Source organism: Plantibacter sp. MPB07 (assembly GCF_046619465.1).
GTDB lineage: Bacteria > Actinomycetota > Actinomycetes > Actinomycetales > Microbacteriaceae > Plantibacter > Plantibacter auratus.
Map to the genome: position 1 here is coordinate 1,337,184 of NZ_CP177043.1, position 23,666 is coordinate 1,360,849.

Annotated in this window: 23 protein-coding genes; 9 read left to right on the top strand and 14 right to left on the bottom strand. The window is 71.0% G+C overall.

Annotation, left to right across the window (positions count from 1 at the left end; all coding sequences use genetic code 11):
• Positions 1 to 66: 66 nt before the first annotated feature.
• Both ACLIME_RS06285 and ACLIME_RS06290 read right to left on the bottom strand, forming a co-directional pair.
• Positions 67 to 1,548 carry an MFS transporter gene (locus ACLIME_RS06285; protein ID WP_236555475.1) on the bottom strand — a complete coding sequence of 494 codons (1,482 nt, stop codon included), beginning with the start codon at positions 1,546 to 1,548 and terminating at the stop codon, positions 67 to 69.
• 173 nt (positions 1,549 to 1,721) lie between these two features.
• Entirely contained in the window at positions 1,722 to 2,654 is a 933-nt protein-coding gene (locus tag ACLIME_RS06290; protein ID WP_411558432.1) for an alpha/beta fold hydrolase, read from the bottom strand.
• 116 nt (positions 2,655 to 2,770) lie between these two features.
• Here ACLIME_RS06290 and ACLIME_RS06295 point away from each other — a divergent pair, with 116 nt between their 5' ends.
• Both ACLIME_RS06295 and ACLIME_RS06300 read left to right on the top strand, forming a co-directional pair.
• Entirely contained in the window at positions 2,771 to 3,607 is an 837-nt protein-coding gene (locus ACLIME_RS06295; RefSeq protein WP_411558433.1) for a DUF1206 domain-containing protein, read from the top strand.
• 92 nt (positions 3,608 to 3,699) lie between these two features.
• Complete coding sequence (locus tag ACLIME_RS06300) at positions 3,700 to 5,529, top strand: DEAD/DEAH box helicase (RefSeq protein WP_411558434.1); 1,830 nt, start codon at positions 3,700 to 3,702, stop codon at positions 5,527 to 5,529.
• An 83-nt stretch (positions 5,530 to 5,612) separates the two neighbouring features.
• Here the strand turns inward: ACLIME_RS06300 and ACLIME_RS06305 are convergent, their stop codons facing one another.
• Genes ACLIME_RS06305 through ACLIME_RS06315 form a run of 3 tightly spaced genes read right to left on the bottom strand, consistent with a single transcriptional unit; the run spans position 5,613 to position 8,262 of the window.
• Positions 5,613 to 6,176, bottom strand: coding sequence for a hypothetical protein (locus tag ACLIME_RS06305; protein ID WP_411558435.1), 564 nt, complete (start codon positions 6,174 to 6,176; stop codon positions 5,613 to 5,615).
• Between the two features lie 57 nt (positions 6,177 to 6,233).
• Entirely contained in the window at positions 6,234 to 7,622 is a 1,389-nt protein-coding gene (locus ACLIME_RS06310) for a sensor histidine kinase (protein WP_411558436.1), read from the bottom strand.
• Positions 7,585 to 8,262: a response regulator transcription factor gene (locus tag ACLIME_RS06315; protein ID WP_079706060.1), complete on the bottom strand. Its 678-nt coding sequence runs from the start codon at positions 8,260 to 8,262 to the stop codon at positions 7,585 to 7,587. Before ACLIME_RS06315 ends, ACLIME_RS06310 begins: the two co-directional genes overlap by 38 nt.
• Positions 8,263 to 8,384: 122 nt before the next feature.
• Here ACLIME_RS06315 and ACLIME_RS06320 point away from each other — a divergent pair, with 122 nt between their 5' ends.
• The 6 genes from ACLIME_RS06320 to ACLIME_RS06345 all read left to right on the top strand — a co-directional run bounded on the left by ACLIME_RS06320 (position 8,385) and on the right by ACLIME_RS06345 (position 13,655).
• A complete protein-coding gene (locus ACLIME_RS06320; protein ID WP_411558437.1) occupies positions 8,385 to 9,212 on the top strand; it encodes a helix-turn-helix domain-containing protein in 828 nt (275 codons plus the stop codon).
• A 239-nt stretch (positions 9,213 to 9,451) separates the two neighbouring features.
• Positions 9,452 to 10,477: an iron-siderophore ABC transporter substrate-binding protein gene (locus ACLIME_RS06325; RefSeq protein WP_079706331.1), complete on the top strand. Its 1,026-nt coding sequence runs from the start codon at positions 9,452 to 9,454 to the stop codon at positions 10,475 to 10,477.
• Positions 10,477 to 11,520: a FecCD family ABC transporter permease gene (locus tag ACLIME_RS06330; RefSeq protein ID WP_411558780.1), complete on the top strand. Its 1,044-nt coding sequence runs from the start codon at positions 10,477 to 10,479 to the stop codon at positions 11,518 to 11,520. Before ACLIME_RS06325 ends, ACLIME_RS06330 begins: the two co-directional genes overlap by 1 nt.
• The gene (locus ACLIME_RS06335) at positions 11,517 to 12,593 is read left to right on the top strand and encodes a FecCD family ABC transporter permease (protein ID WP_411558438.1); all 1,077 of its coding nucleotides are present in this window, start codon (positions 11,517 to 11,519) and stop codon (positions 12,591 to 12,593) included. Before ACLIME_RS06330 ends, ACLIME_RS06335 begins: the two co-directional genes overlap by 4 nt.
• Positions 12,594 to 12,627: 34 nt before the next feature.
• Entirely contained in the window at positions 12,628 to 13,431 is an 804-nt protein-coding gene (locus ACLIME_RS06340) for an ABC transporter ATP-binding protein (protein WP_124769441.1), read from the top strand.
• 38 nt (positions 13,432 to 13,469) lie between these two features.
• Positions 13,470 to 13,655 carry a hypothetical protein gene (locus ACLIME_RS06345; protein ID WP_085514378.1) on the top strand — a complete coding sequence of 62 codons (186 nt, stop codon included), beginning with the start codon at positions 13,470 to 13,472 and terminating at the stop codon, positions 13,653 to 13,655.
• 6 nt (positions 13,656 to 13,661) lie between these two features.
• On the opposite strand, the gene ACLIME_RS06350 is transcribed toward ACLIME_RS06345, so the two are convergent.
• Positions 13,662 to 14,126 carry a carboxymuconolactone decarboxylase family protein gene (locus tag ACLIME_RS06350; RefSeq protein ID WP_079706065.1) on the bottom strand — a complete coding sequence of 155 codons (465 nt, stop codon included), beginning with the start codon at positions 14,124 to 14,126 and terminating at the stop codon, positions 13,662 to 13,664.
• A gap of 102 nt (positions 14,127 to 14,228) precedes the next feature.
• The gene (locus ACLIME_RS06355; RefSeq protein WP_411558439.1) at positions 14,229 to 14,447 is read right to left on the bottom strand and encodes a hypothetical protein; all 219 of its coding nucleotides are present in this window, start codon (positions 14,445 to 14,447) and stop codon (positions 14,229 to 14,231) included.
• 25 nt (positions 14,448 to 14,472) lie between these two features.
• On the opposite strand from ACLIME_RS06355, the gene ACLIME_RS06360 reads away from it, so the two are divergent.
• Positions 14,473 to 15,018 (top strand): CGNR zinc finger domain-containing protein, encoded by a 546-nt coding sequence (locus tag ACLIME_RS06360; protein WP_411558440.1) that lies wholly within the window; start codon positions 14,473 to 14,475, stop codon positions 15,016 to 15,018.
• Here ACLIME_RS06360 and ACLIME_RS06365 read toward each other — a convergent pair.
• From ACLIME_RS06365 to ACLIME_RS06395, 7 genes are all read right to left on the bottom strand, one after another.
• The gene (locus ACLIME_RS06365; RefSeq protein ID WP_124769444.1) at positions 15,007 to 16,191 is read right to left on the bottom strand and encodes a sensor histidine kinase; all 1,185 of its coding nucleotides are present in this window, start codon (positions 16,189 to 16,191) and stop codon (positions 15,007 to 15,009) included. The genes ACLIME_RS06360 and ACLIME_RS06365 overlap by 12 nt on opposite strands.
• Before the next feature lie 124 nt (positions 16,192 to 16,315).
• On the bottom strand, positions 16,316 to 17,497 hold the full coding sequence (locus ACLIME_RS06370; protein ID WP_411558441.1) for a M20 metallopeptidase family protein: 1,182 nt from the start codon (positions 17,495 to 17,497) through the stop codon (positions 16,316 to 16,318).
• Positions 17,494 to 19,131, bottom strand: coding sequence for an amidohydrolase (locus tag ACLIME_RS06375; RefSeq protein ID WP_411558442.1), 1,638 nt, complete (start codon positions 19,129 to 19,131; stop codon positions 17,494 to 17,496). The genes ACLIME_RS06370 and ACLIME_RS06375 overlap by 4 nt, the downstream gene beginning before the upstream one ends.
• A gap of 32 nt (positions 19,132 to 19,163) precedes the next feature.
• Positions 19,164 to 20,633 (bottom strand): amidohydrolase, encoded by a 1,470-nt coding sequence (locus ACLIME_RS06380; protein ID WP_411558443.1) that lies wholly within the window; start codon positions 20,631 to 20,633, stop codon positions 19,164 to 19,166.
• Complete coding sequence (locus ACLIME_RS06385; protein WP_411558444.1) at positions 20,630 to 21,304, bottom strand: FMN-binding negative transcriptional regulator; 675 nt, start codon at positions 21,302 to 21,304, stop codon at positions 20,630 to 20,632. Before ACLIME_RS06385 ends, ACLIME_RS06380 begins: the two co-directional genes overlap by 4 nt.
• Positions 21,301 to 22,281 (bottom strand): hydroxymethylglutaryl-CoA lyase, encoded by a 981-nt coding sequence (locus ACLIME_RS06390; protein ID WP_411558445.1) that lies wholly within the window; start codon positions 22,279 to 22,281, stop codon positions 21,301 to 21,303. Before ACLIME_RS06390 ends, ACLIME_RS06385 begins: the two co-directional genes overlap by 4 nt.
• A complete protein-coding gene (locus ACLIME_RS06395; protein WP_411558446.1) occupies positions 22,278 to 23,552 on the bottom strand; it encodes a hydroxymethylglutaryl-CoA reductase, degradative in 1,275 nt (424 codons plus the stop codon). The genes ACLIME_RS06390 and ACLIME_RS06395 overlap by 4 nt, the downstream gene beginning before the upstream one ends.
• Positions 23,553 to 23,666: the final 114 nt, after the last annotated feature.

Consider the following 23,666-nt stretch of genomic DNA (forward strand, 5'->3'; position numbering starts at 1 on the left):
GACACCGTACGCCGACGGCACCCTGCTGTCAGGAGGCTTGCGCTCGACGAGGCAGGGCCGTCCCGCTCAGCCCAGGTGGACGGCCTGCTGGTCCCCCGAGGGCAGGAGGTCCTCCTTGCGACCGCGGATGCAGACGATGGCGATGACGCTCGCGATCACGAGGCCGACCGCGGCCGCGATGAACGCCGCCGAGTAGCCCTGGGTGAACGCCACGAGCTGCGACGCCTGATCGGTGACCGTCGCCTGGTCGGTGACACTCGCGTAGACCGTGGTGAAGACCGACAGGCCGATCGACCCACCGATCTGCATGGAGGCGTTCGCCGTCGCGGAGGCCGCACCGGCGTCGTGCGGGGCGACACCCGTCAGCGCGAGGTTCTGCATCGGGACGAAGATCATCGCCATGCCGATCCCGAGCACGAGGAGCGCCGGCAGCACCTGGACGAAGTAGTCGCCGTCGGCCGTGATGCGGCTGAGGTACACGAGGGCGGCCGCCGCGATGAGCGGACCGATGATGAGCAGCGGGCGCGGGCCGATGGCCGGCAGGAGCTTCGTGGCGATCGGGGCGACGATCATGATCGCGACGGTCATCGGGAGGGTCGCGATGCCGGCCTCGAGCGGCGGGAAGCCGAGCACGATCTGCAGGTGGAACGTCAGGTAGAGCAGGGCCCCGATCATGACGCTGCCGACGATCATCTGCATGAGGAAGGCACCGCCGCGGACCCGGTCCGCCACGATGCGCAGCGGGAGCAGGGGCTGCGCGACGCGCATCTCGATGAAGACGAAGAGGGAGAGCAGTCCCGCACCGAGCGCGAGGAAGCCGATGGTGTCGGCGCTCCCCCAGCCGCCCTCGGCGAGCGTGAAGCCGTAGACGAGGGAACCGAGGCCCAGGATGACCGTGATCGCGCCGAGCCAGTCGTAGCGGTTGTCGCCCTCGGCCTTGCTCTCGGTCACGAGGATGAGGCCGGCGATGAGTCCGACGATCACGAACGGCACGTTGACGAGGAGGCACCAGCGCCAGTCGACGAACTCGGTGAGCACGCCGCCGAGGATCAGGCCGACGGCCGCTCCCGCACCGGCGACGGTGCCGAAGACGGCGAAGGCCGTGTTGCGGTCGCGTCCGTGGGAGAAGGTGACGGTGAGGAGCGCGAGTGCGGCAGGTGCCATGAGCGCTGCGAACACGCCCTGCAGACCGCGAGCGACGATGAGCTCGGTCCCGCTCTGGGCGAACCCACCGAAGGCCGATGCGGCGCCGAAGCCGACCATGCCGACCAGGTAGGTGCGCTTCCGACCCCAGTAGTCGGCGATGCGGCCACCGAGCAGCAGCAGGGCACCGAACGCGAGCGCGTAGGCCGTGACGACCCACTGACGCTGCGTGTCGGACAGCTCGAGCTCCTGCTGGGCTGCCGGAAGGGCGATGTTCACGATCGTGCCGTCGAGGACGACGATGAGCTGCGTCATCGCGAGGACGACGAGGACCCACCAGCGGCGGGCCGGGGAACCGGACGGTGCTTCGGTGGGATGCGATGCGGTGGCTGCGGATGCAGACAAGGAGGACCTCCGTGCGAGGGGTGGGGGTGCTGGGGGTTTCCAGCCCCAGATCGATGCTCGGCACACGGCGCGAGTGCAGCACGGTGCGGACGATCAACCACCCCAACCACGAAGTCGGGCAGAGGACCAGGATAGCGGATGCCGACGTGGCTGCACCCGCGAGGCCACGCGGATCACTCCGAGGTGACGAGCTCCAGGACGGCCTCCGGGTGTTCCACCGCCGCGAAGTGCCCGGTCGCCGGCAGCGTGCGCACTCGGAGGTCCGGGACCAGGGCGGCGAGGACGGCTGTGTCGTCGGGCCCGATGAAGACGTCGCGGTCGCCCATCATGCCGCGGACGGGACACCGCACGCCGCGCCAGACATGCAGGTCATAGGCGGCGGCCGCTCGGGCCGCCAGGAGGAACGACGCCGGCCGGACGTCGGCTGCGAGCGCGTCGACGACCGACCGGTCGAGGTCCCGGCGTCGTCCGAACAGGGGCGACATGAGCGGTGCGAGCAGGCCGATCCGGTTCAGCGCGCGGACGAGCCCCGATCCGCGTTCGCCGAGTGCCTGCAGCAGGCGCATCGCGAGGAGCATGCCCGCGAACCACGGGAGCCGGGCGCCGCCACCGACCGGCTGGCGGATCGCCTCGACGACGCCGATCCCCGTCGGCGAGACGAGGTCGACCCGGATCGTCGCCTCGGGCTCGCGGACGGCGAGGTCGAGCGCGACGAACCCGCCGAGCGAGTGCCCGACGACGCGCCAGGACCGGTAGCCGAGCGAGCGAGCGACGGTCGCGACGGCTGCGGAGAGGTCTCCGACCGTCACCGGGTCGGCGGTGGGCAGAGCCGACTCGCCCCACCCCGGGAGGTCCACGGCGATGACGTCGTCGACGACCGCGCCCCGCTCGTCGTCGGCACGGAGGAGGGGTGACCACGTGGTCCAGGAGCCGGCGGCGCCGTGCAGCAGGATCATGGCCGGTCCGCCCGCTTCGCGACCCGCCCGGACGGTGACCGGTCCGATGTCGGTGTCCACCGTGACGCGTCGCAGGCCGAGCGCGGTCGCGTCGGCGGTGATCACGGAGGGGTCGTCCGGCGGGGCAGGACGCGAGGAGTTCACGGGCATGCGTGTCATTCGGAAACGAGGTACCGCTCGGATCGGTGCTCGATCGACGACGCCGGTCCCCCGGTGCGGCGCGCAACCCCCCTTCCGGTCGGGAACCCGGCCGCTACCGTGGTCTGATGCCTGAGAACGCACGCGCCGCCGCAGACCAAGCCGCTGGAACCGCACAGAACAGCACGACCCTCCGCACCCTCGCCCGCACCGGCCACGCCGTCAACGGATTGCTCCACGTCCTCATCGGCGGGATCGCGATCTCCATCGCCCTGTCCGGCGCGGGCGGTGGATCCGGCGGCGGCGGTGACGCGGACCAATCGGGTGCGCTCAAGACGCTTGCAGGCACGCCCGGCGGGATCGTGATCATCTGGGTCGTCGCCGTCGGATTGTTCGCCCTCGGTCTCTGGACGGCGATCTCCGCCTTCCTCGTGCGCGAATCCGACACCCGCAAGCGGTGGAGCAAGCGGATCTCGACCGCCGGACGCGCGATCGCCTACCTCGCCGTCGGATCGACCGCGCTGACCTTCGCCCTCGGCGGCAGCCAGGACTCCTCGCAGTCCAGCCAGGGCCTCACGGCGACCCTCCTATCCTCCCCCGGTGGGGTGTTCGTCGTCATCGTCGTCGGCCTCGTGGTCATCGGCATCGGCGGCTTCTTCGTCTTCAAGGGCGTCACGCGGAAGTTCCTCGAGGACGTGCACCCGCCCACCGGCACGACGAAGCGTGCCGTCGTCGTCCTCGGGGTCGTCGGATGGGTCGCGAAGGGCGTCGCGCTCGTCACGGTCGGGATCCTCTTCATCGTCGCCGCTGCGACCCAGGACCCCGAGAAGGCCTCCGGCATGGACGGCGCCATCTCGGCATTGGCCGCGCTCCCGTTCGGCGTCGTCATCCTGCTCGTGGTCGGCGTCGGGCTCATCGCCTACGGACTCTTCTGCGGTGCCCGGGCGCGCTGGGGCAGCCTCTAGGACGGTGAGGCGGACGCCTCGGGCGACGACGCGGACGGGTCGGCTCCAGACCATGTCCTGCAAACGCTTGCGTTGCGACTACCGTTAGGAGTATGACGTCTTCTGATTCCACGACGCAGCCCGAGGCGGAACCCGCCGGCGCTACGCAGACCTTCTCCGACCTCGGCCTCGACGACGCGGTGCTCAAGGTACTCAAGGACGTCGGCTACGAGACCCCGTCCGCCATCCAGGCGGCCACCATCCCGCTGCTGCTCGAGGGACGCGACGTCGTCGGCCTCGCACAGACGGGCACCGGCAAGACCGCGGCGTTCGCCCTGCCGATCCTGTCCCGCCTCGACATCACGCAGAAGACGCCGCAGGCGCTCGTCCTCGCACCGACCCGTGAGCTCGCCCTCCAGGTCTGCGAGGCGTTCGAGAAGTACGCCACGCACCTGCGCGGCGTCCATGTCCTGCCCGTCTACGGCGGCCAGGGCTACGGCGTCCAGCTGTCGGCCCTCCGTCGCGGTGTCCACATCGTCGTCGGCACGCCGGGTCGCATCATGGACCACTTGGAGAAGGGCACCCTCGACCTCACGGAGCTCAAATACCTCGTGCTCGACGAGGCCGACGAGATGCTGAAGATGGGCTTCGCCGAGGACGTCGAGACGATCCTGGCCGACACCCCGAAGGACAAGCAGGTCGCGCTGTTCTCCGCGACGATGCCGTCGTCCATCCGTCGCATCTCCGCGAAGTACCTGAACAACCCGGAAGAGATCACGGTCAAGACGAAGACCACGACCTCGGCCAGCATCACGCAGCGCTTCCTGACGGTCTCGTACCCGCAGAAGGTCGACGCCCTGACCCGCATCCTCGAGACCGAGAACTTCAGCGCGATGATCATCTTCACGCGCACGAAGAACGAGACCGAGACGCTCGCGGAGAAGCTCCGGGCGCGCGGCTACTCGGCGGCCGCCATCAACGGCGACGTCGCCCAGGTGCAGCGCGAGCGGACCGTCAACCAGCTGAAGGCCGGCAAGCTCGACATCCTCGTCGCGACCGATGTCGCCGCGCGCGGTCTCGACGTCGAGCGCATCAGCCACGTCGTCAACTACGACATCCCCGTCGACACCGAGTCCTACGTGCACCGCATCGGCCGCACGGGCCGCGCCGGACGCACCGGTGACGCGATCAGCTTCGTCACGCCGCGCGAGCGCCACCTCCTGAAGGCCATCGAGCGGGCCACCCGCCAGCCGCTCACGCAGATGCAGCTGCCGAGCGTCGACGATGTCAACGCCACGCGCCTCACCCGCTTCGACGACGCGATCACCGAGGCACTCGGCCAGACCGACCGCATCGAGCGCTTCCGCGAGATCATCGGCCACTACGTCTCCCACCACGACGTCCCGGAGGCCGACGTCGCCGCGGCCCTGGCCGTCGTCTCCCAGGGCGAGACGCCGCTGCTCCTCTCGGCCGAGGACGAGCGCCGCCGCCGCGAGGAGTTCGACAACACCAACCGTGGCAACGACCGCGCCGGTCGCGACCGTCGTGACTCCGGCGACCGCGGCTCACGCTTCGACCGCGGCGACCGCGGCGATCAGGGCGACCGTCCCGAGCGTCGCAGCCGTCCGTCCAGCGGACCGATGGCTCCGTACCGCATCGCGGTGGGTCGTCGCCAGAAGGTCGACCCGCGTCAGATCGTGGGCGCGCTCGCGAACGAGGGCGGTCTGAAACGCGAGGACTTCGGCGCGATCCAGATCAAGCCGGACTTCTCGATCGTCGAACTGCCGGCGAGCCTCGGCAACGACGTCTTCGACCGTCTCGAGAACACCCGCATCAGCGGCAAGCTCATCGAGCTCCGTCCCGACCGTGGCGGTCCCGCCCGCCGACGCGACGACGAGGGTGGCACGAGCGGCGGCTCGTACGACCGCAAGCCGCGTTCCTAGCTCGCACGCACACGACGAGGGCCGGACGGAATCCCAGGATTCCGTCCGGCCCTCGTCGTTCCGCACCCGGCGGGGTGCGTCCGTCAGTCGCGCGGGTCGAGCACGCTCGTGACCACGGCGTAGTCCGCGTCGAGCGCGACCTCGAGCTCGTCGCCGTTCTCGAGGAGGACGTCGACCTCGAACGCCTCGCCCGGGTCGTCGCTGCGGTCCACATCGGTCACGGTGCCGCCCTTCGCCTCGGCGAGCGCTGCCTTCGAGGCCGCGTCGAACTCGGTGTCGGTGAGCGGCACGTCGTCGGCGTCACGGGCGTCACGGTCATCGGTGGCAGCCGTGGTGTCACCGTCGTCGATGGCGGTGCCGCCGTCGCGGTCGGTGTTCGACGCCGCGGTGGCGCGGTCGTCGTCGGTGTCTCCGAACTCGTCCACCGCGTAGGCGGCGCCGGCTCCGCCGAGGGCGAGGGCCCCGACGACGATCGCGGTGATCCACACGGGCTTCCGGCGCCAGAAGGCCGGCTTGCCGGTGGTCGCCGGGGTCGCGGGGATGGCGGTGTGGTCGGTCGCCTCGACGCGCTCGACGGGTTCGATGCGCTCGGTGGCTGCGGTGGGCTGTGTGGGATCGGTGGGCTGGGAGGCGGTGTGCTCGTTCATGTGCCCCAGACTGTCCGAGGAGCGCTGAAGCGGACCTGAAGCGAGCTGAAGCCGCGTTCAGGAAGCGGACGACGCCGGGAGCGTGACGATGAACGCCGCCCCGCCGAGCGCGCTGTCGATGAGTTCGATCGACCCACCGTGCAGCCGCACGACGTCGGCCACGATCGCCAGGCCGAGGCCCGAACCGCCGGCGTCGCGCGAACGACTCTCGTCGAGGCGGACGAACCGTTCGAACACGTGTGCGCGGGACTCGACCGGCACACCGGGTCCGTCGTCCTCCACGGAGATCCTGACGATCCGACCGTCGGTGGCGGATCCCAGTCGGACCACGGATCGTGCGTGCCGGACGGCGTTGTCGACGAGGTTCCGCGCCACGCGGGCGAGGAGCACCTCGTCGCCGTCGACCCTCGCCGCCGCGACGGCCGCGGACTCGACGCGCAGTCCACCGGCGGATCGGAGACGTGCAGCCTCCGTCAACAGGAGGTCGTCGACGTCGACCATGCGCCGCGCGGTGCCCGTCGCCCCTTCGTCGAGCTTCGCGAGCAGCAGGAGCGACTCGACGAGCGCCTGCATCCTGGCGCCCTCCTCGAGGACCGTCGAGGACAGCTCGGCCGGGTCGACCCGGTCCGGGTGGAGCGCCGCCACCTCGGCGTACTGCCTGATCACCGCGAGCGGTGAGCGGAGCTCGTGCGAGGCGTCCGACACGAACCGCCGCTGCGCCGTCTGGGCGTCCTCGAGCCGCTCGAGCATGCCGTTCATCGTCCCGGCCAGGCGACCGATCTCGTCGCCCGTGGCGGGGACCGCGATCCGTCGATCCAGTTCGCCGGCCCCCAGTTCCGAGACCTCGCGGCGGATCCGCTCCACCGGCGCCAGCGCACGCCCGACGAGCAGCCAGGTCAGGCCGCCGACGAGGGCGACGAGCACGGGGACAGCGATGAGCAGGAGCATCGACACGAGTCCGACGGCGTCGTCGGTCTCCTCGAGGGAGCGGCCCGCGAGGACGACCAGGTCACGGCCGTCGACGTCGACGTCCTCGCTGGCGAACAAGACCGGCTCGTCGTCGACGACTGAGACGAACACGTCACCGTCCGGGATCGGCGTCGGGAGCTCGATCTCGTCGTCCGTCCGGTCCACGACACGGCCGTCCTCGACCAGGACCAGGAGTCGACCGTCGTCCTCGGGCAGCGTCGTCGCGTCCGCCGCGACCAGCTGCGCCGAGACGCTCTCCGCCTCGGCCGATGCGCTCTGTTCGACGCCGGAACGGAGCGCCGCGGAGAAGAGGCCGACGAACGCCACGGAGCCGACCCCGAGGAACAGTCCGACCGCGAGCACCGATCCCAGTGCCGCGCGGGCTCGGACCGAACGCCACAGCCGCTGTCGGGGCGCGACCGCTCCGTGCGGCCCGCCGTCAGCCACGTCCGCCCGCCAACCGGTATCCGAACCCACGCACCGTCTCGATCGAAGCCCGCTCGAAGGGGCGGTCCACCTTGTTGCGGAGATGCCCGACGTAGACCTCGACGATGTTGGGATCGCCCTCGAAGTCGTCGTCCCACACGTTCTGCAGCACCTCGCGCTTCGACACCACCTCGCCGCCGCGTCGCATGAGGAACTCGAGGACCGCGAACTCGCGCGAGGTCAAGTCGATCGGGACGTCGCCCCGGTGGACCTGCTTCGACGCCGGGTCGAGCCGCAGTTCGCCGACCTCGAGCACCGCCGGCCGCTCCCGCGATCCACGTCGGACGAGTGAGCGGATCCGCGCGACGAGCACCGCGAAGGAGAAGGGTTTGCTCAGGAAGTCGTCGGCACCGGTGTCGAGGGCTTCGACCTGGTCCCAGTCGCCGTCCTTCGCCGTGAGCATGAGGATCGGGGTCCAGTCGCCCGCGTCGCGGAGCTGCTGACAGACGCGGTAGCCGCTGAGGCCCGGCATCATGATGTCGAGGATGATCGCGTCGTAGCGGTGTTCTCCGGCCATCCAGAGTCCGTCGACGCCGTTCGCCGCGACGTCCACGGCGAAGCCCTCCGCCTCGAGTCCCCTCCGAACGCCGTCGGCGAGTCGCACCTCATCGTCCACGACGAGTATCCGCATCCGGTGCGACCTCCAGGCTCCGTGCCGGTCGACGGTCGAGCGGCGCGTCCCAGTCTGGCGCGGACAAGCTGAAGCAGCGCTGAAGCGGGACGGTCCGGCGTGGACCCCCGTACGCTGGAGCGGTGCCAGTCCCCGCCGCCGCCGACCCGTGGCAGCAGTCCCTCGACGCGACGGACACGGCACCGGCGCGTCGCAGACTCCCCCTCTTCGAGGCCGGCGCGATCCCCGTGCCGTTCGTCATCCGCGGCAACACCGAGCGGATCGCGCGGGACACGCACTGGGACGAGCACTCCCACCCCACGCACGAGCTCCTGTGGAACGATCGCGGCGCATCCACCGCGACCGTCGGCGAGCGCGTCTGGACCGTGACCCCGCACCACGGTCTCTGGATCCCGGCCGGTGTCCGCCACACCGGATGGACCCCGGCCGGCACCTGGCAGCGGGCAGCGATGTTCAGCGTCGACCGCGTCCCCACGATCTCCGAGCAGCCGACCGCGGTGGAAGTGACGCCCTTGCTGCGCCTCCTGCTCGACCGGCTCGGCGACGCCGAGCTCGAGGACCGCGCGCGTGCCACCACCGAGGCGGCCATCGTGGACGTGCTCGAGCCGGCCGAGCACGAACTGCTCCTCCGACTCCCCCGGTCGGCGCTCCTGACACCCATCACCGAGCGGATGCGCACGAACCCGTCCGACACGACCTCGCTCGCCGAATGGGCCACCCGGCTGGGCGTGAGCACGCGGACGGTGACGCGCGCCTTCGAATCCGAGACCGGGTTGGGGTTCACCCGGTGGGTCGCCGCCGCGCGAGCTCAGCACGCGATCACCCGACTGACGGCGGGTGACAGCATCGACGAGGTCTCGACCGCCGTCGGGTACCGCTCGTCGACGGCGTTCGGGACCGCGTTCCGCCGCGTCACCGGCATGAGCCCCGGGCGATTCCGGAACCGCTGAGGACGGATCGATGCACCCGCGATCGGTTGTCCGATTCGCGAAGGAACACGTCGGATCCGCTCGATTGCGTCAGGGTGGGATGCCAGCTAACTTTGGTTAGGCAATCCTTCATCATCCCCTCCTCGCGTGTGACGCCGGCCGTTCACGGCCGCCATGCCGACCCCTCGACGACGTCCTCCGACGTCGTCGTTCGTCGTGCTCGCACGCAGGTGTCAGCCAGCAGCACCCGAAAGGACCCCATGCAGCGCGCATCACGTCTCGTCGCCCTCTCCGCGGCGGCGTTCCTCACCATCGGCCTCGCGGCCTGCTCGTCGTCATCGGCCGAAGAAGGCACCGGCAGTGGCGACGGCTTCACACCGATCACGATCGAGCACGCCCTCGGCACCACGACGATCGACGCCAAGCCGGAGCGCGTCGCCACCGTGAACTGGGCGAACCACGAGGTTCCACTGGCCCTCGGCATCGTGCCCGTCGGGATGGCCGCTGCGAACTTCGGTGACGACGACGGCGATGGCATGCTCCCCTGGGTCGAGGAGAAACTCGAAGCGCTCGACGCCGAGACCCCGGTGCTCTTCGACGAGACCGACGGGATCGACTTCGAGGCCGTCGCCGACACGAACCCCGACGTCATCCTCGCCGCCTACTCGGGGCTCACGCAGGAGGACTACGACACCCTCACCGAGATCGCCCCCGTCGTGGCCTACCCGGAGACCGCCTGGGGCACGTCCTGGCGCGACACCATCCTCTTCAACAGCGAGGCGATGGGCATGGCCGACGAGGGCGAAGCACTCGTGACGCAGCTCGAGGACGAGATCAGCGACGCGGCGGCGGCGTACCCGCAGCTCGAGGGCAAGACCGCGATGTTCCTCACCCACGTGGACACCAGTGATCTCAGCGAGGTCAGCTACTACACGACCCACGACACCCGCACCGCGTTCTTCGAGGACCTCGGCCTCGCGTTCCCCGAGAGCGTCGCGACGGCCTCCGCCGAGACCGAGTTGTTCTCCCTGACGCAGAGCGCCGAACAGGCCGACGCGTTCAGCGACGTCGACATCATCGTGACGTACGGCGGCGACGAGCTCATCGCGGCACTCGAGGCCGACCCGCTGCTGTCGCAGATGCCCGCCGTCGCGAACGGCGCCATCGTCGCCCTCCCCGGCACCAGCCCCCTCGGAACCGCCGCCAACCCGACGCCGCTCTCGATCTCCTGGATCCTCGACGACTACCTGAAGCTGCTCGCGCAGGCGGCTGACCAGGCGGCGTGATCACCTGTACCGCCACCCCACCCGCCTCGCGTGTCGCCGTCGTGCGACGCCCGAGGCGGGTTCGTGGGCTCTGGCTCCTCGTCGCGGCCCTCGTCCTCCTCGCCGCGATGGTCGGTTCCGTGACGATCGGATCGCGCGACGTCGACTGGTCAGCGGTCCTCGGTGCCGTCGCGGGTGGCGTGGACGGCTTCGACCAGGCGGCGGTGGCCAAGCGGATCCCCCGCACGCTCCTCGCGGTCGTGGCCGGTGCGGCGCTCGGCGTCTCCGGCACGGTCATGCAGGGCGTGACCCGCAACCCCCTCGCCGACCCGGGCATCCTCGGAATCAACCTCGGCGCCTCCCTCGCCGTCGTGACCGGTCTCGCATACTTCGGGCTCGCAGCGGCGAGCACCACCATCTGGGTCGCGATCATCGGCGCCGGAGCCACGGCGGTCTTCGTGTACACGGTCGGCTCGCTCGGCCGAGGTGGCGCGACACCGCTCAAGCTCGCGCTCGCGGGCGCCGCGACGTCCGCCGCGCTCGCCTCCGTCATCACTGCCGTCGTGCTGCCCCGCGGCGACATCGCGAGCAGTGTGCGGTCCTGGCAGATCGGTGGCGTCGGTGGTGCCACCGTCGTCCAACTCGAGCAGGTGCTGCCGTTCCTGGTCGTCGGGTTCCTCGTCTGCCTGCTGTCCGCACGCGGTCTCAACTCCCTCGCGCTCGGCGACGAGCTCGCCGCCGGCCTCGGTGAACGCGTCGCCATCGCACGCGGTGCGGCGGCCCTCGGTTCGGTGGTGCTCTGCGGGGCGGCGACCGCGGTCACCGGTCCCATCGGCTTCGTCGGGCTCGTCGTGCCGCATGCCTGTCGGCTCATCGTCGGCGTCGACCACCGGTGGCTCCTCCCCTTCTCAGCCGTCGTCGGGGCGATCCTCCTCACCGTCGCCGACGTCCTCGGCCGCATCGTCGCCCGCCCCGCGGAGATCGACGTGGGCATCATCACCGCGTTGATCGGCGCTCCGATCTTCATTGCGATCGTCCGTCGGCAGAAGGTGAGCGCCCTGTGACCGAGCGCCAACCCGTCTCGGCGCCCGGCCTCGGTGGACGGACGCCCTCGACCCTCGACCGCGTTGTCGGTGGACGCCGGGGGCGCCGCCGTCGCCGGGTCGCCGTCATGACCACCCTCGCCGCACTCATCGTCGCGGTCTTCCTGATCTCCCTGATGGTGGGCAACACCTTCTATCCGCCGAGCGACGTCGTGCGTGTCGTCCTCGGTCAGGACGTGCCGGGCGCCTCCTTCACCGTCGGACGGTTGCGGCTCCCCCGGGCGGTCCTCGCGGTCATCGCCGGGGCTTCGTTCGGTCTGGCCGGCGTCACCTTCCAGACGATGCTGCGGAACCCCCTCGCGAGCCCGGACATCATCGGCATCAGCGCCGGGTCGAGCGCGGCCGCCGCATTCGCGATCGTCACCCTCTCCCTCGGCGCGACCGAGGTGTCGGTCTTCGCCATCGTCGTCGGCCTCGCCGTCGCGGTCCTCGTGTACGTCCTCGCCTACCGCGGCGGCGTCGCCGGAACGCGACTCATCCTGATCGGCATCGGTGTCGCCGCCATGCTCGACAGTGTGACGACGTACATCCTGTCGCGGGCAGCCCAGTGGGACCTGCAGGAGGCGACCCGGTGGCTGACCGGCAGTCTCAACGGGACAAGCTGGTCGCAGGTCGGTCCGGTCGTCGTCGCGCTGCTCATGCTCGGCCCCGTCCTCCTCGCCCAGTCCAGGAGCCTCGCCGCGACCCGACTCGGCGACGACACCGCCGCCGCACTCGGCGTCCGCGTCGACCGGACCCGCCTGATCGTGATCGTCGCGGCAGTCGGCCTCATCGCGTTCGCGACAGCGGCGTCGGGCCCCATCGCGTTCGTCGCGTTCCTCTCCGGCCCCATCGCCTCGCGGATCGTCGGACGCGGCGGGTCGATGCTCATGCCCGCCGCGCTCGTGGGCGCCCTCCTCGTCCTCGTTGCCGATCTCACCGGGCAGTACCTCCTCGGCGCGCGCTACCCCGTCGGCGTCGTGACCGGAGTGCTCGGGGCACCGTTCCTGATCTGGCTCATCATCCGCACCAACCGCGCCGGTGGCTCGCTGTGACCGGCACGCCACCCGACCATCCCGGAGGCACCCTGTGACCACGGAACACCAGCTCCTCGTCGAGCGACTCGCACTCGGCTACGGCGACCGGACCGTCATCGACGGACTCGACCTCCTCGTTCCGCCCGGCCGGGTTACGGCGATCGTCGGCGCGAACGCCTGTGGCAAGTCGACGCTGCTGCGTTCGATGTCCCGCCTACTGACGCCTCGGAGCGGCCGCGTCGTCCTCGACGGTAAGGACGTGCACCGATTGCCGGCGAAGCAGCTGGCACGCACGCTCGGCCTGCTCCCCCAGTCGCCCATCGCACCGGAGGGGATCACGGTCGCCGACCTCGTCGGGCGAGGCAGACACCCGCACCAGGGCTTCCTCTCTCGTTGGAGCACCGAGGACGACGTCGCGGTCGCTGCGGCGCTCGACGCCACCGAGACGAGCGAGCTCGCGGACCGGCACGTCGACGAGCTGTCCGGCGGACAACGTCAGCGCGTGTGGATCGCGATGGCGCTCGCGCAGCAGACCGACCTGCTCCTCCTCGACGAACCGACCACCTTCCTCGACGTGAGCCATCAGGTGGAGGTGCTCGACCTCCTCACCGACCTCAACCGTTCCCGCGGGACGACCATCGTCATGGTGCTGCACGACCTGAACCTCGCCGCACGTTACGCCGACCACCTGGTCGCCCTTGCCGGTGGGCGCCTCCATGCGGCGGGGACACCCCACGAGGTGCTGACGGAGTCGACGGTGCGCGCGGTGTTCGGACTGCAGAACCAGGTCATCACCGACCCGACCTCGGGCAAGCCGCTCATGCTGCCGATCGGCCGTCACCACGTGACGGTCTGAACGGGGGCGTCACCGTCGACCGCGTCTAGGCTGGGCGCATGGGTGATGAGGACCGCAGGAAGCGAGCCGCCGAGCAGGAGGCCCGGGCGCTGCGGGCGCTCGAGTCCATCAGGAACGGCGGCGATCTCGGCAAGGAGACCCTCGACCTCTCGAACGAGTACTCCGACGGACTGCGCACCCGCGTCGCAGCGTGGTTCCGTGGCGCGAGGCGCCGGAAGGACTGAGCGCCGTCAGTCCGCCTGCTCCGGGTGCACCGGGTAGTGGCTCGTGATGGAGACGCGGTTGAAGGCGTTGATGACGATCGCCAGCCACCGGACCGCGGCGATCTGACCGTTCGTGAGCGTCGACAGGTCGTCGTCCGGCAGTCGCCGGCGATGCTGCACGTCCGCGATGAGGGTGACGTCCTCGGTGATCGCGAGTGCGGCCTGCTCCACCGGGCTGAAGTACTCGCTGTCGCGCCAGGCGGACAGGATGGCGAGGCGTTCCGTGGTCTCGCCGAGCGCGATAGCGTCAGCGACGTGGAGACGCAGGCAGTACGCGCAACCGTTGATCTGCGAGGCCCGGATCCGGATCAGCTCGATGAGCCGCTTGTCGATGCCGGCGTCGAGAGCCGCGCGACCCGCGGCGCGGCCGGTCTCGACGAGCGCCTGATAGACCTCGGGTGATTCCTTGTCGAGCCAGACGTCGGCGCTCATGGGGTTCCTCTCGTCACTGGGCGGGTGCGGTCCCGCAGACCACTCCTCCAACGCTAACGCGCGTGGCGGGAGGACGTCACCGTGGACGGTCTCGGTGATGCGTCACCGCGGCGGGATGTCCTGGCGCGTGACCGGGACCGATGGTGCGTCGTCGTTGGGTCGCAGTTCCATCCGACGACTGCCGCAGGCGGTACACCGGAGGTAGCGCAGCGACCCCTCCGAGGTGGTGTGCGCCGACTCAGTCGCCCAGATGTGGCGGCAGGCGTCGACGGCGTTCGGCGACGGTTCGGAGGACTGCGGGGGTGCGTCGAGGAGGGTCATGACTCCACCATGATGTAATGGCGTTATGCATCTCAACCCTTACGGCTCGTACGCCGTCCTCCTGGCCGCTTCGCTGGCGAACGACTGGCCCGACGACCGGGACGCCATCGTCGCCCGCACCCGGGAGCACGGGATGACGATGCCCTTCACCGAGGTCCCCCATGACCACGCCCGCGTCCGCCGGGTCGTCGACGAATGGCTGACCGTCGTCGACGCGGCCGACGATCAGGCCAGGGCGGCCGCCCTCAACCGCCAGATGGCCGCTGCGGCCGCGTTCCCGCGCCTGACGGACCACGACGGCGAGGGGTGGCACCTGCACTACCGCGACGAGCACCAGGCGCTCCCCGAGGTCCTCGGCGCGGTGATCAGCGTCGGGACCGCCCTCCACCTGACGACGAGGGGGATGCAGCGTCTCGGTCGGTGTGCCGCGGGGACCGAACCCGGCGACACCTGCCGACGGGTCGTCGTCGACGTCACCCGCAACGGCCGTCAGCGCTACTGCTCGGTGCGGTGCGCCAACCGGTCGGGCGTCCGGAGGCACCGCGCACGCGCGGGCGACTCAGGCCGCTGATCGGGCGTCGGGCAACAGGAACCAGACGCTCGCTCCCCCGAGCCCCGACTCGTCGATCTCGATCCGGCCACCGTGCGCCTCGACGATGCGTCGACAGGTCGAGAGGCCGATGCCGAGGCCGGCGACCTCGCTCCCCGCCGCGCGTTCCATGAGGTCGAAGACGCGCTCACGCTGCTCCGGAGCTACACCAGGACCGTTGTCCTCGACCGCGACCAGCACCCCGGCGGAGACCCGCTCGGCCTGCACCAGCACGTGCGGGACGACTCCGGCGGCCGCACTGAACTTCACCGCGTTCGCGATCAGGTTCTGCAGCAGCGCGCCCAGCAACGTCTCGTCGCCGTGCACCTGGAAGGGCGTGTCGACGTCGACGGTCGCGCCGGTCGAGGTGATGGTCGCATCGAGGTCCTCGACCACCGAGGACACGAGCGGCCCGAGGTCGATCGGGGCGCGTCGCGGACGGGCGCCACCGATCCGGGCGAAGTCGAGCAGGTCGGTGATCATCGCCGCCATCCGGTCGGCGGCGGACTCGGCTCGCGCGAGCGCTTTCGCCGCGTGCGGCGCGTTCGCCATCTCCGGGCTGTCGGTCGCGAGCTCGAGGAACCCGGAGACCGCCATGAGCGGGTTGCGCAGGTCGTGGCTCACCTGGCCGGCGAACTGGGCGAGCTGCTCGTTGGACTGGCCGAGCTCGTAGGTGAGGCGGAGCAGCTCGAGGACGTCGACGACCTGCCTCGCGAGGAGGTCGAGCGCCTTGCCCTGTTCCGGAGTCAGCTCACGGACACGGTCGTCGAAGATGCACAGGGTGCCGATCGGGACGCCGTCGGGGGTGACGAGCGGGCTCGATGCGTAGAAGCGGACGTTGGCGAGCTCACCGGTGACGAAGGGGTTCGCCGCGAAGCGCGGGTCCTCACGAGCGTCCGAAACGATCGTCCGTACCTGCTGTTGGAACACGACCGCGCACATCGAGTCCTCACGCGAGCAGCTCGCCGGTTCCAACCCGACCGCAGCGATCTGGTGCTGGAACCGGTCGTCGATGATGTTGATGACGGCGGTCGGCACGCCGCACATGGCCGCGGCGAGGTGGACGAGGCTCTCGAGGTCCGTCTCGGGCGGACGACCGACGACCTGGTATTCGGCGATCGCGGAGCGCCTCGTGATGTCCTCTGCGGTGATCACGCGCGCCCTTTCGTCGTCGGAATCCGGAACGTGTCCATGCTACCCATCCAGGGCACATGCGCTGCCCCGACTGTCGGATACGTCCGGGATGTCCCCACTCGCCACCCGGACGGTCGACCGTCGCTCAGGCGAGCTGCAGGCGCCTCCAGGCGAGTTCGGCGAGCACCGCGGCCTGCAGGTCCAGGACGTCGTCGTCGAACACCGCGCGTTCGGAGTGCAGGGCGACGGAGCCCTCGTCCGGGGCGGCACCGACGAAGACGAGCGTGCCGGGGACCTCGTCGAGGATGTAGCCGAAGTCCTCCGATGCCATCGACGGCACCTCCTGCCGGACGACCCGGTCGGGCCCCACGAGTGCGTCGAGCGTGCTGAGGACGAACCGCGTCTCCTCCGGGTCGTTGACGGTGACGGGGTAGGACGCGATGAACGTCGACTCGAGGGTGCAGCCGTGCGCCTCGGCGATCGCGGTCAGCAGCTCAGGCAGCTGCTCACGCACCGTCTCGAGCGTCGCCTTCGACAGCGTGCGGATGTTCGCCTCCAGGCTGACGGCCGAGGCGAGCACGTTGCTGGCCTCGGAGTCGCTGCTCAGCCGGGTGATGGAGATGACGGCCTGGTCGGTGGCCGGAAGCCGACGGGCCGCGAAGGTCTGCACGGCGAGGATGAGGTGTGCGGCGACCGGCACCGGATCGACGGCGAGGTGCGGGAACGCCGCGTGACCGCCCGTCCCGCGGAGGGTGAGCTGCAACGCGTTGGCACTCGCCATCATCGCGCCCTCGCGCGTGACGAGCTGCCCGCGTGGGGTGCTGCAGTCGACGTGCAGCGCGTACGCCGCGACGGGTCGCTCTCCGGCGATGTCGAGCAGGCCTTCCTCGAGCATGATCCGCGCGCCGGCCTGGCCCTCCTCCCCGGGCTGGAACATGAACACGACCGTTCCGGCGAGGTCATCGCGACGGGCGACGAGCAGCCGGACGGCGCCGAGGAGACCCGCCATGTGGAGATCGTGGCCGCAGGCGTGCATGGCCCCGGAGGTCGACGCGAACGGCAGCCCGGTCGCCTCGGTCACCGGCAGACCGTCCATGTCGGCACGGAGCAACACGGTGGGGCCGGGGGCGCCGCCCCGGAGGACGGCGACGACCGAGGAGAGTCCGGTGCCCGTCGTGATCTCCAGGCCGAGCCCCGCGAGTTCGCGCAGGATGATCCCCTGTGTCATTGGCAGGTCGAGGCCGATCTCGACCTCCTGGTGCAGCTCACGTCGGACGGCGATCAGCTCGTCGCGCATCGCGGTCGCGTCCCCCTGGAAGCCGGTCATGAGCGGACCCCCTCGTCCTGCGGCGAGCGCCGGTACACCTGCTCGCCGCGGATCCATGTCTCGGCCACCCGGACGGTGGCGATCTCGTCGGCGGGGACGGAGAAGACGTCGCGGTCGAGGACGGCGAAGCTGCCGTCGTATCCCGTGGCGATCCGGCCGACGCTGTCGAGCGGCGAGAGCAGGCCGGCTCGTCCCGTGTACAGCAGGAGCGCCTGGGCGACGCTGATGGCTTCCTCGGGGACGAAGTCGGCGCCGTTGTAGGCCTGGCGTCGGACGGCGGCCTCGACGGAGAGCATGACGTCGTCGGCGCCGCTCCAGGCGGTGGCCGGGCGGTCGGAGGAGAGCGCGAGCGGCCCGATGGTGCGGAACAACCGGGCGATCGGGTAGGCGTCGGGGACCTGTTCGGCGCGGAGGGCGAGCTCGTAGCCGTCGTATTCGGCGAAGAAGAACACGGTGTGGGTGGCGATCCCGAACGTCATGCGCGCGGAGCGGAGCCGTTCGGCGTACTCCTCGCTGATGATGGTCGCGTGCTCGATGCGGACGGAGGGGATGCCGTCGAGCCAGGGCTCCTGGTCTTCGAAGAGGCTCGCGACGCGGTCGAGGGCGCGGTCGCCCATGGCGTGCACGGCGAGCTGGACGCCGTTGCGGCGAGCCCAGGCGCCGGCTGCGAGGACGTCGTCGTCCTCGACGAGTCGGAGTCCGTGGTCGCAGGATTCGGGATATGGTTCGGCGACCCAGGCGGTGCGGTTCGAGTAGGCCCCGTCGAGGACGACCTTCACCCCGCCGATGCGGATCTGTCCCTCGCGATCGTCCGGGGTCAGCTCGGCGAGTGGCACGGAGGGGTCCCAGCCCGGGTAGAGGGCGACGCGGGTGCGGAGCCCGATGGCGGCAGCGGAGCGGAAGGCGTCGAGGGGGTCGTGCAGTCGGTTGGACAGCAGGTCGCACACGGCGACGATCCCTCGCGAGGCCAGTTCCTCGCCGATCGCGACGAGTGAGGCGACCTGCTCGTCGCGTTCCGGCACCGGGATGAACCTGGCGACCGCCTCGACCGCGGCGATCTCGGTGAGGACGCCGTTCGGTTCGCCGTCCGGTCCGCGTTCGAAACGCGCCCCGGCCGGGTCGGGCGTTGTGGCCGTGATGCCCGCGAGGCGGAGCGCCGCGGTGTTGCAGACGGCGGAGTGGGCGTCGCAGCGCCAGACGAGGACGGGGCGTTCTGCGGACACCGCGTCGAGGTCGGCCGTGGTCGGCATCCGCCCCTCGGGGAACTTCGTGTCGTCGAACCCGCGGCCGAGCACCCAGGCGCTCGGCGCGGTCAGCGTCGCCTGGTGCTCTCGCAGCCGCTCCACGAGTCCGTCGATGGAGACCACCGACGGCGGGAAGCACTCGGCGGCCACGGCGGTGGCGGCCATGAGCGCCGGGTGGGTGTGGCTGTCGATGAGGCCGGGGAGCACGGTGCGTCCGCCGAGGTCGACCGAGGGTTCACCTGCGACCGCGGACGCCTCCCCCACCCAGTCGAAGCGGCCGTCGACGATGCGGAACGCGGAGGCGAAGCCCGTCTCGTCGGTGCCGGTGAACACCAGTGCGTTCGTGAAGAGCTGCACGTGGGTCGGCGTTGCGGTGGGTTGCGGTGTCACGGTGGGGGTCTCCCTCTCGGTCTCAGCTGCCATCAGATCGCGCGCCAGGTGAAGCGTCCGCCGAGCAGGGCCGCCGCGACCGGCATCGAGCGCAGCCGTTCGGTGTCGGCGTCGAACGGGTCGAGGTCCGTGATGACGAGGTCGGCGGGCTGCCCGACCGCGATCGAGGTGCGGACGCTCGCGGCCAGGGCGACGTCCAGCGGGAGCCGTTGCTCGGGGTGCCAGGCGTCGCGGCCGTCGCGACTCCGGCTCGTCGCGGAGGCGATCGCCTGCCACGGGTCGAGTGGCGAGACCGGAGCATCCGAGCCGAGTCGGAGGCCGACGCCTGCGCGGTGCAGGGATCCGAACGCGAAGGCGCGACCCGTGCGGCCGCTCCAGTGGCGGTCGGCGACATCGCGGTCGTCCATCGCGTGCTCGGGCTGCACGCTCGCGATGAGCCCGAGGCTCGCGAACCGGGCGAAGTCCTGCTCGCGCACGAGCTGGGCGTGCTCGATGACGCCGCGCATCCCGAGCGCTTCGAAGGTGTCGAGGACCTCGGTGTTGGCTCGGTCGCCGATCGCGTGGACGGCAGCCTCGATCCCGGCGCCCCTCGCTCGTTCCAGCAGTCGGCGGAGCTCGTCGACCGAGACGCTCTCGACCCCGCAGGCGTGCGCACTCGACGGGTCGACGCCCGGATACGGGTCCCAGCACCAGGCGGTCCTCGTGTTGAGGGAACCGTCGACGACGACCTTGAGCCGCCCCATGGTGAGGAGTCCGGCCGGGTCGATCGCGTCGCCGGTGCGGAGTCCCGCCGCGATGACGGACTCCAGACGGTCGGGCCACGCGGCGGCTTCGATCCGCAGGCTCGTCCCGCCGTCCGCGATGCGCTCGGACCATTCGCCGAGATTGTCGGTGTTCTCGAACTCGACGACCCCGACGACGCCGCGTCGGGCTGCCGAGTCGGCGGCGTCCCGGTAGGCGTGCGCGGCGAGCCCCGAGTGCTGGTCGATCCGCTGCAGCGCCTCGATCCACGGAGCTTCGGCGACGACCCCGCTCGCGTCGAGGTCCAGACCGAGTCGTCGCGCGGCGCGCGTGTTCATCCAGGCGCAGTGGAGGTCGCCGCTGACGAGCACGACGGGTACGTCCGATTCGGTGGCCTCCAGCGCGGCGAGCGTCGCCGGCTGCGCCCACAGGCCGTCGCGGAACCCGTACCCCATGAGGAACCCGTCAGTGAGGGGTGCACCGGTGTCGACCGCGCGACGGACGGCCGCGAGGACGTCGGCCGCGCTGGCGGTCTCCGTCAGGTCGATCCGTCGCCGCTGGATCACCCACTGGGTCATGTGGACGTGGGCGTCCCAGAGCCCCGGTCCGATCGTGCGTCCGGCGACGTCCACGACCTCGCCGGACGCCGGGGCCGTCCCGGCCGGTCGGATCTCGGCGATCCGACCGTCGCGGACGAGGATGTCGACGGGCTCGCCGCCGGAGGGTCGTGCGTTCCGGAGCGTGAGGTCGGTCGCGGTCACCGTGCCGGTGTCCCGTCGTCGGTGGTCGGCGCAGCTGTCCCCATGTCGAGCCCGTGGAGGGCCGCCATGCGGGCGGCGAGGCTCGGGTTCCGGTACGGACCCGGCTCCCCGAGCGCCGTGACGACCCGTTCGACGACCTCGGCCGGTTTGTCCTGGCTCATCTTCTCCTTGGCCTCGAACCGGGTCACGCGCAGGCGGAATCCGACCGTCCCATGGACGATGCGTGCCGCGTACTCGCTGTTCGCGATCGTCCCGTTCATCAGGTACGGCTCGGGCAACACGCGCTCGAAGTGGGCGACGAGACGGTCGAGCACCTGCAGGTTCTCCTCGTCCGAGAGCAGTTCGGGCACCCCGTACAGGTGCGCGACCGCGAAGTTCCAGGTGGGGACGGCCGGCGACGTGTCGTACCAGCTCGGCGACACGTACCCCTGGGGGCCGTAGACGATCACCATGGCTTCGTGCTGACCGAGCTCGTGCAGTCGCTCATCCGGCCGCCCGACGTGGCTGAGGAGCACGATCCCGTCCTCGTCCTGCTCGAGCAGGACCGGATAGTGCGACGAGACGAGCCCACGACCGGGGACGTGGCTGACGACCGTCGCCCAGGGGTGCTCGCGCACCAGCGCGCGGACCGCTTCGACGTCGCCCTGGACGTACTCGGTGGTGTGCCTCATCTGCCGCCTCCTGCGGTGCTCGGGGTGTCGACCGCGGACGCTGCGGCCGCCAGGGCCGTCGCCACGTTCGAGGGGGCTGCGACGCCCCGGACGCGCGCCAACCAGGCGGTCGTCGCGGCGAGGGCCCCGAGGTCGAGCCCGGTCTCGATCCCGAGCCCGTGGAGCATCCACACGAGGTCCTCGGTTGCGAGGTTACCGGTGGCGCCCTTCGCGTACGGGCAGCGACCCAGGCCACCCACGGAGGAGTCGAACTCGGCGACGCCCAGCGAGAGCGCCGCGTACACGTTGGCGAGTCCCTGCCCGTAGGTGTCGTGCAGATGCAGCGCGACCGCCTCGACCGGGATCCCGGCGGCGAGCACGTCCCGGACGACCCGGGTCGTGAGCCCGGGCGTCCCGACCCCGATCGTGTCGCTGACGGCGACCGTCGAACACCCGGCGCGGTACAGCCGCACGGCGGCCTCGACGACCGTCGCCGGATCGACCGCACCCTCCCAGGGGTCCCCGAACGCCATCGACACGTAGCCGCGCACCGGCACGCCCTCCGCGGTCGCGGCGGCGACGACCTCCTCGGCCCGTTCGACGGCACCCTCGCGCGAGGTGTTGAGATTGGCCCTGGCGAACGACTCCGATGCGCTCACGACGACGGAGACCTCCCGGACACCCGCGTCGATCGCCCGATGCAGGCCGCGCAGGTTCGGCACGAGGCCGACCGCCCGCGCACCCGTCGGCACGTCGAGGCCCGCGACGAGCCGTTCCGCATCCGCGAACTGCGGGATCCAGGTGGCCGGCACGAAACTCGTCACCTCGAGGTCCCGCGACCCCGCCTCGTACAGACGCCGACAGAGCTCCGCCTTCACCGCCGTGGGCAGGGTGTCCGTCTCGGCCTGCAGCCCGTCGCGCGGCGCCACCTCGTAGACGCGCACCCGCGTCGGGAGACCGTCCACCGGTTCCATCCGGGGCTGCGGCAGGCCGCTCATGCCGAGGTCGCCCGGAGCTCGTCGAGCACCTCGCGTGCGTACTCGACCCGGATCCGACGGTCGGCGACGATCCTCGCCGCGACCGCCCCGATCTCGTCCACGGTCGCGCCGGCGCTCGCCGCGATCGTCCGGGCGTGCAGGGTCATGTGGCCGCGCTGGATGCCTTCGGCGGCGAGCGCCCGACACGCGGCCAGGTTCTGGGCGAGGCCCACGGAGGCGATGGCCGCCGCGAGTTCCCGAGCCGTCTCGACGCCGAGGAGGGCCACGCCCGCCTGCGCCGTCGGATGCGCCTTCGTCGCTCCACCGACGAGCCCGACGGCCAGTGGGACCTCGATCGTGCCGACGAGGTTCCCGTCGGCGTCCTGCTCGAACTGCGACAGCGCCGCATAGCGACCAGACCGCGCCGCGTGGGAGTGGCAGCCGGCCTCGACCGCCCGGGTGTCGTTGCCCGTGGCGAGGACGACGGCCGTGATGCCGTTCATGATGCCCTTGTTGTGCGTGGCCGCCCGGTACGGGTCGGCCTCGGCGAACGCGCTCGCGGCGACGATGTCGGCGACGACCTGCGCACCGCCGAGGAGGTCGGCGTCGAACACCGCCCTGGCACGGGTGATGCGCTGGTCGGCTTTGTTCGTGAGGATCCGCAGGAGGGTCCGCGATCCGGCGATCTCGGCGATGCGGGGCGCGATCGCCTCGGCCATCGTGTTCACGGCGTTCGCGCCCATGGCGTCGCGGACGTCGACGTGGAGGTGGACGATGACCTGTGTCCCCACCCGCGTCGGCAGGATCCGCACGTCGATGTCGCGGGCGCCGCCGCCGAAGGAGACGAGGATCGGGTCGAGCTCGTTCGCGAGGGCGAGCAGTTCGTCGCGGGCCTCGAGGACGCGGAGCCGCGCGGCGTGCGGGTCGACGGCGTCGAGGATCTGGATCTGCGCGATCATGACGTCGCCCGACGACGACGTCCGGAAACCGCCGTGCACGCGCGCGATGCGGGCGGCGTTGGATGCCGCGGCGACGACGCTCGGTTCCTCGGTCGCCATGGGGACGAGTCGATCCTCGCCGTCGATGGTGAAGTTCGTCGCGACACCCACCGGGACGGCGATGACGCCGACGACGTTCTCCACGAGGTGGTCCGCCTGGGCGATCGACAGGCCGGCATCGGGTCGCAGTGCGGCGAGCGCCTCCGCCGCGATCCCGGCCCCCTCGGCGACGAGGTCGAGCCGCTCGTCCGGCGTGTGGTCGCGCAGCCCCTGGATTCGGCTGTTTCTCGGCATGGGTCGCCCTTCGGTACAGGCAGACACCGGATCCTCGGTGCTGCGGTCAAGACGACCCTAGGAGCGGTGATCGTCGACGACGATGGGCGGATGACTCAGCGGATCGGCGATCGT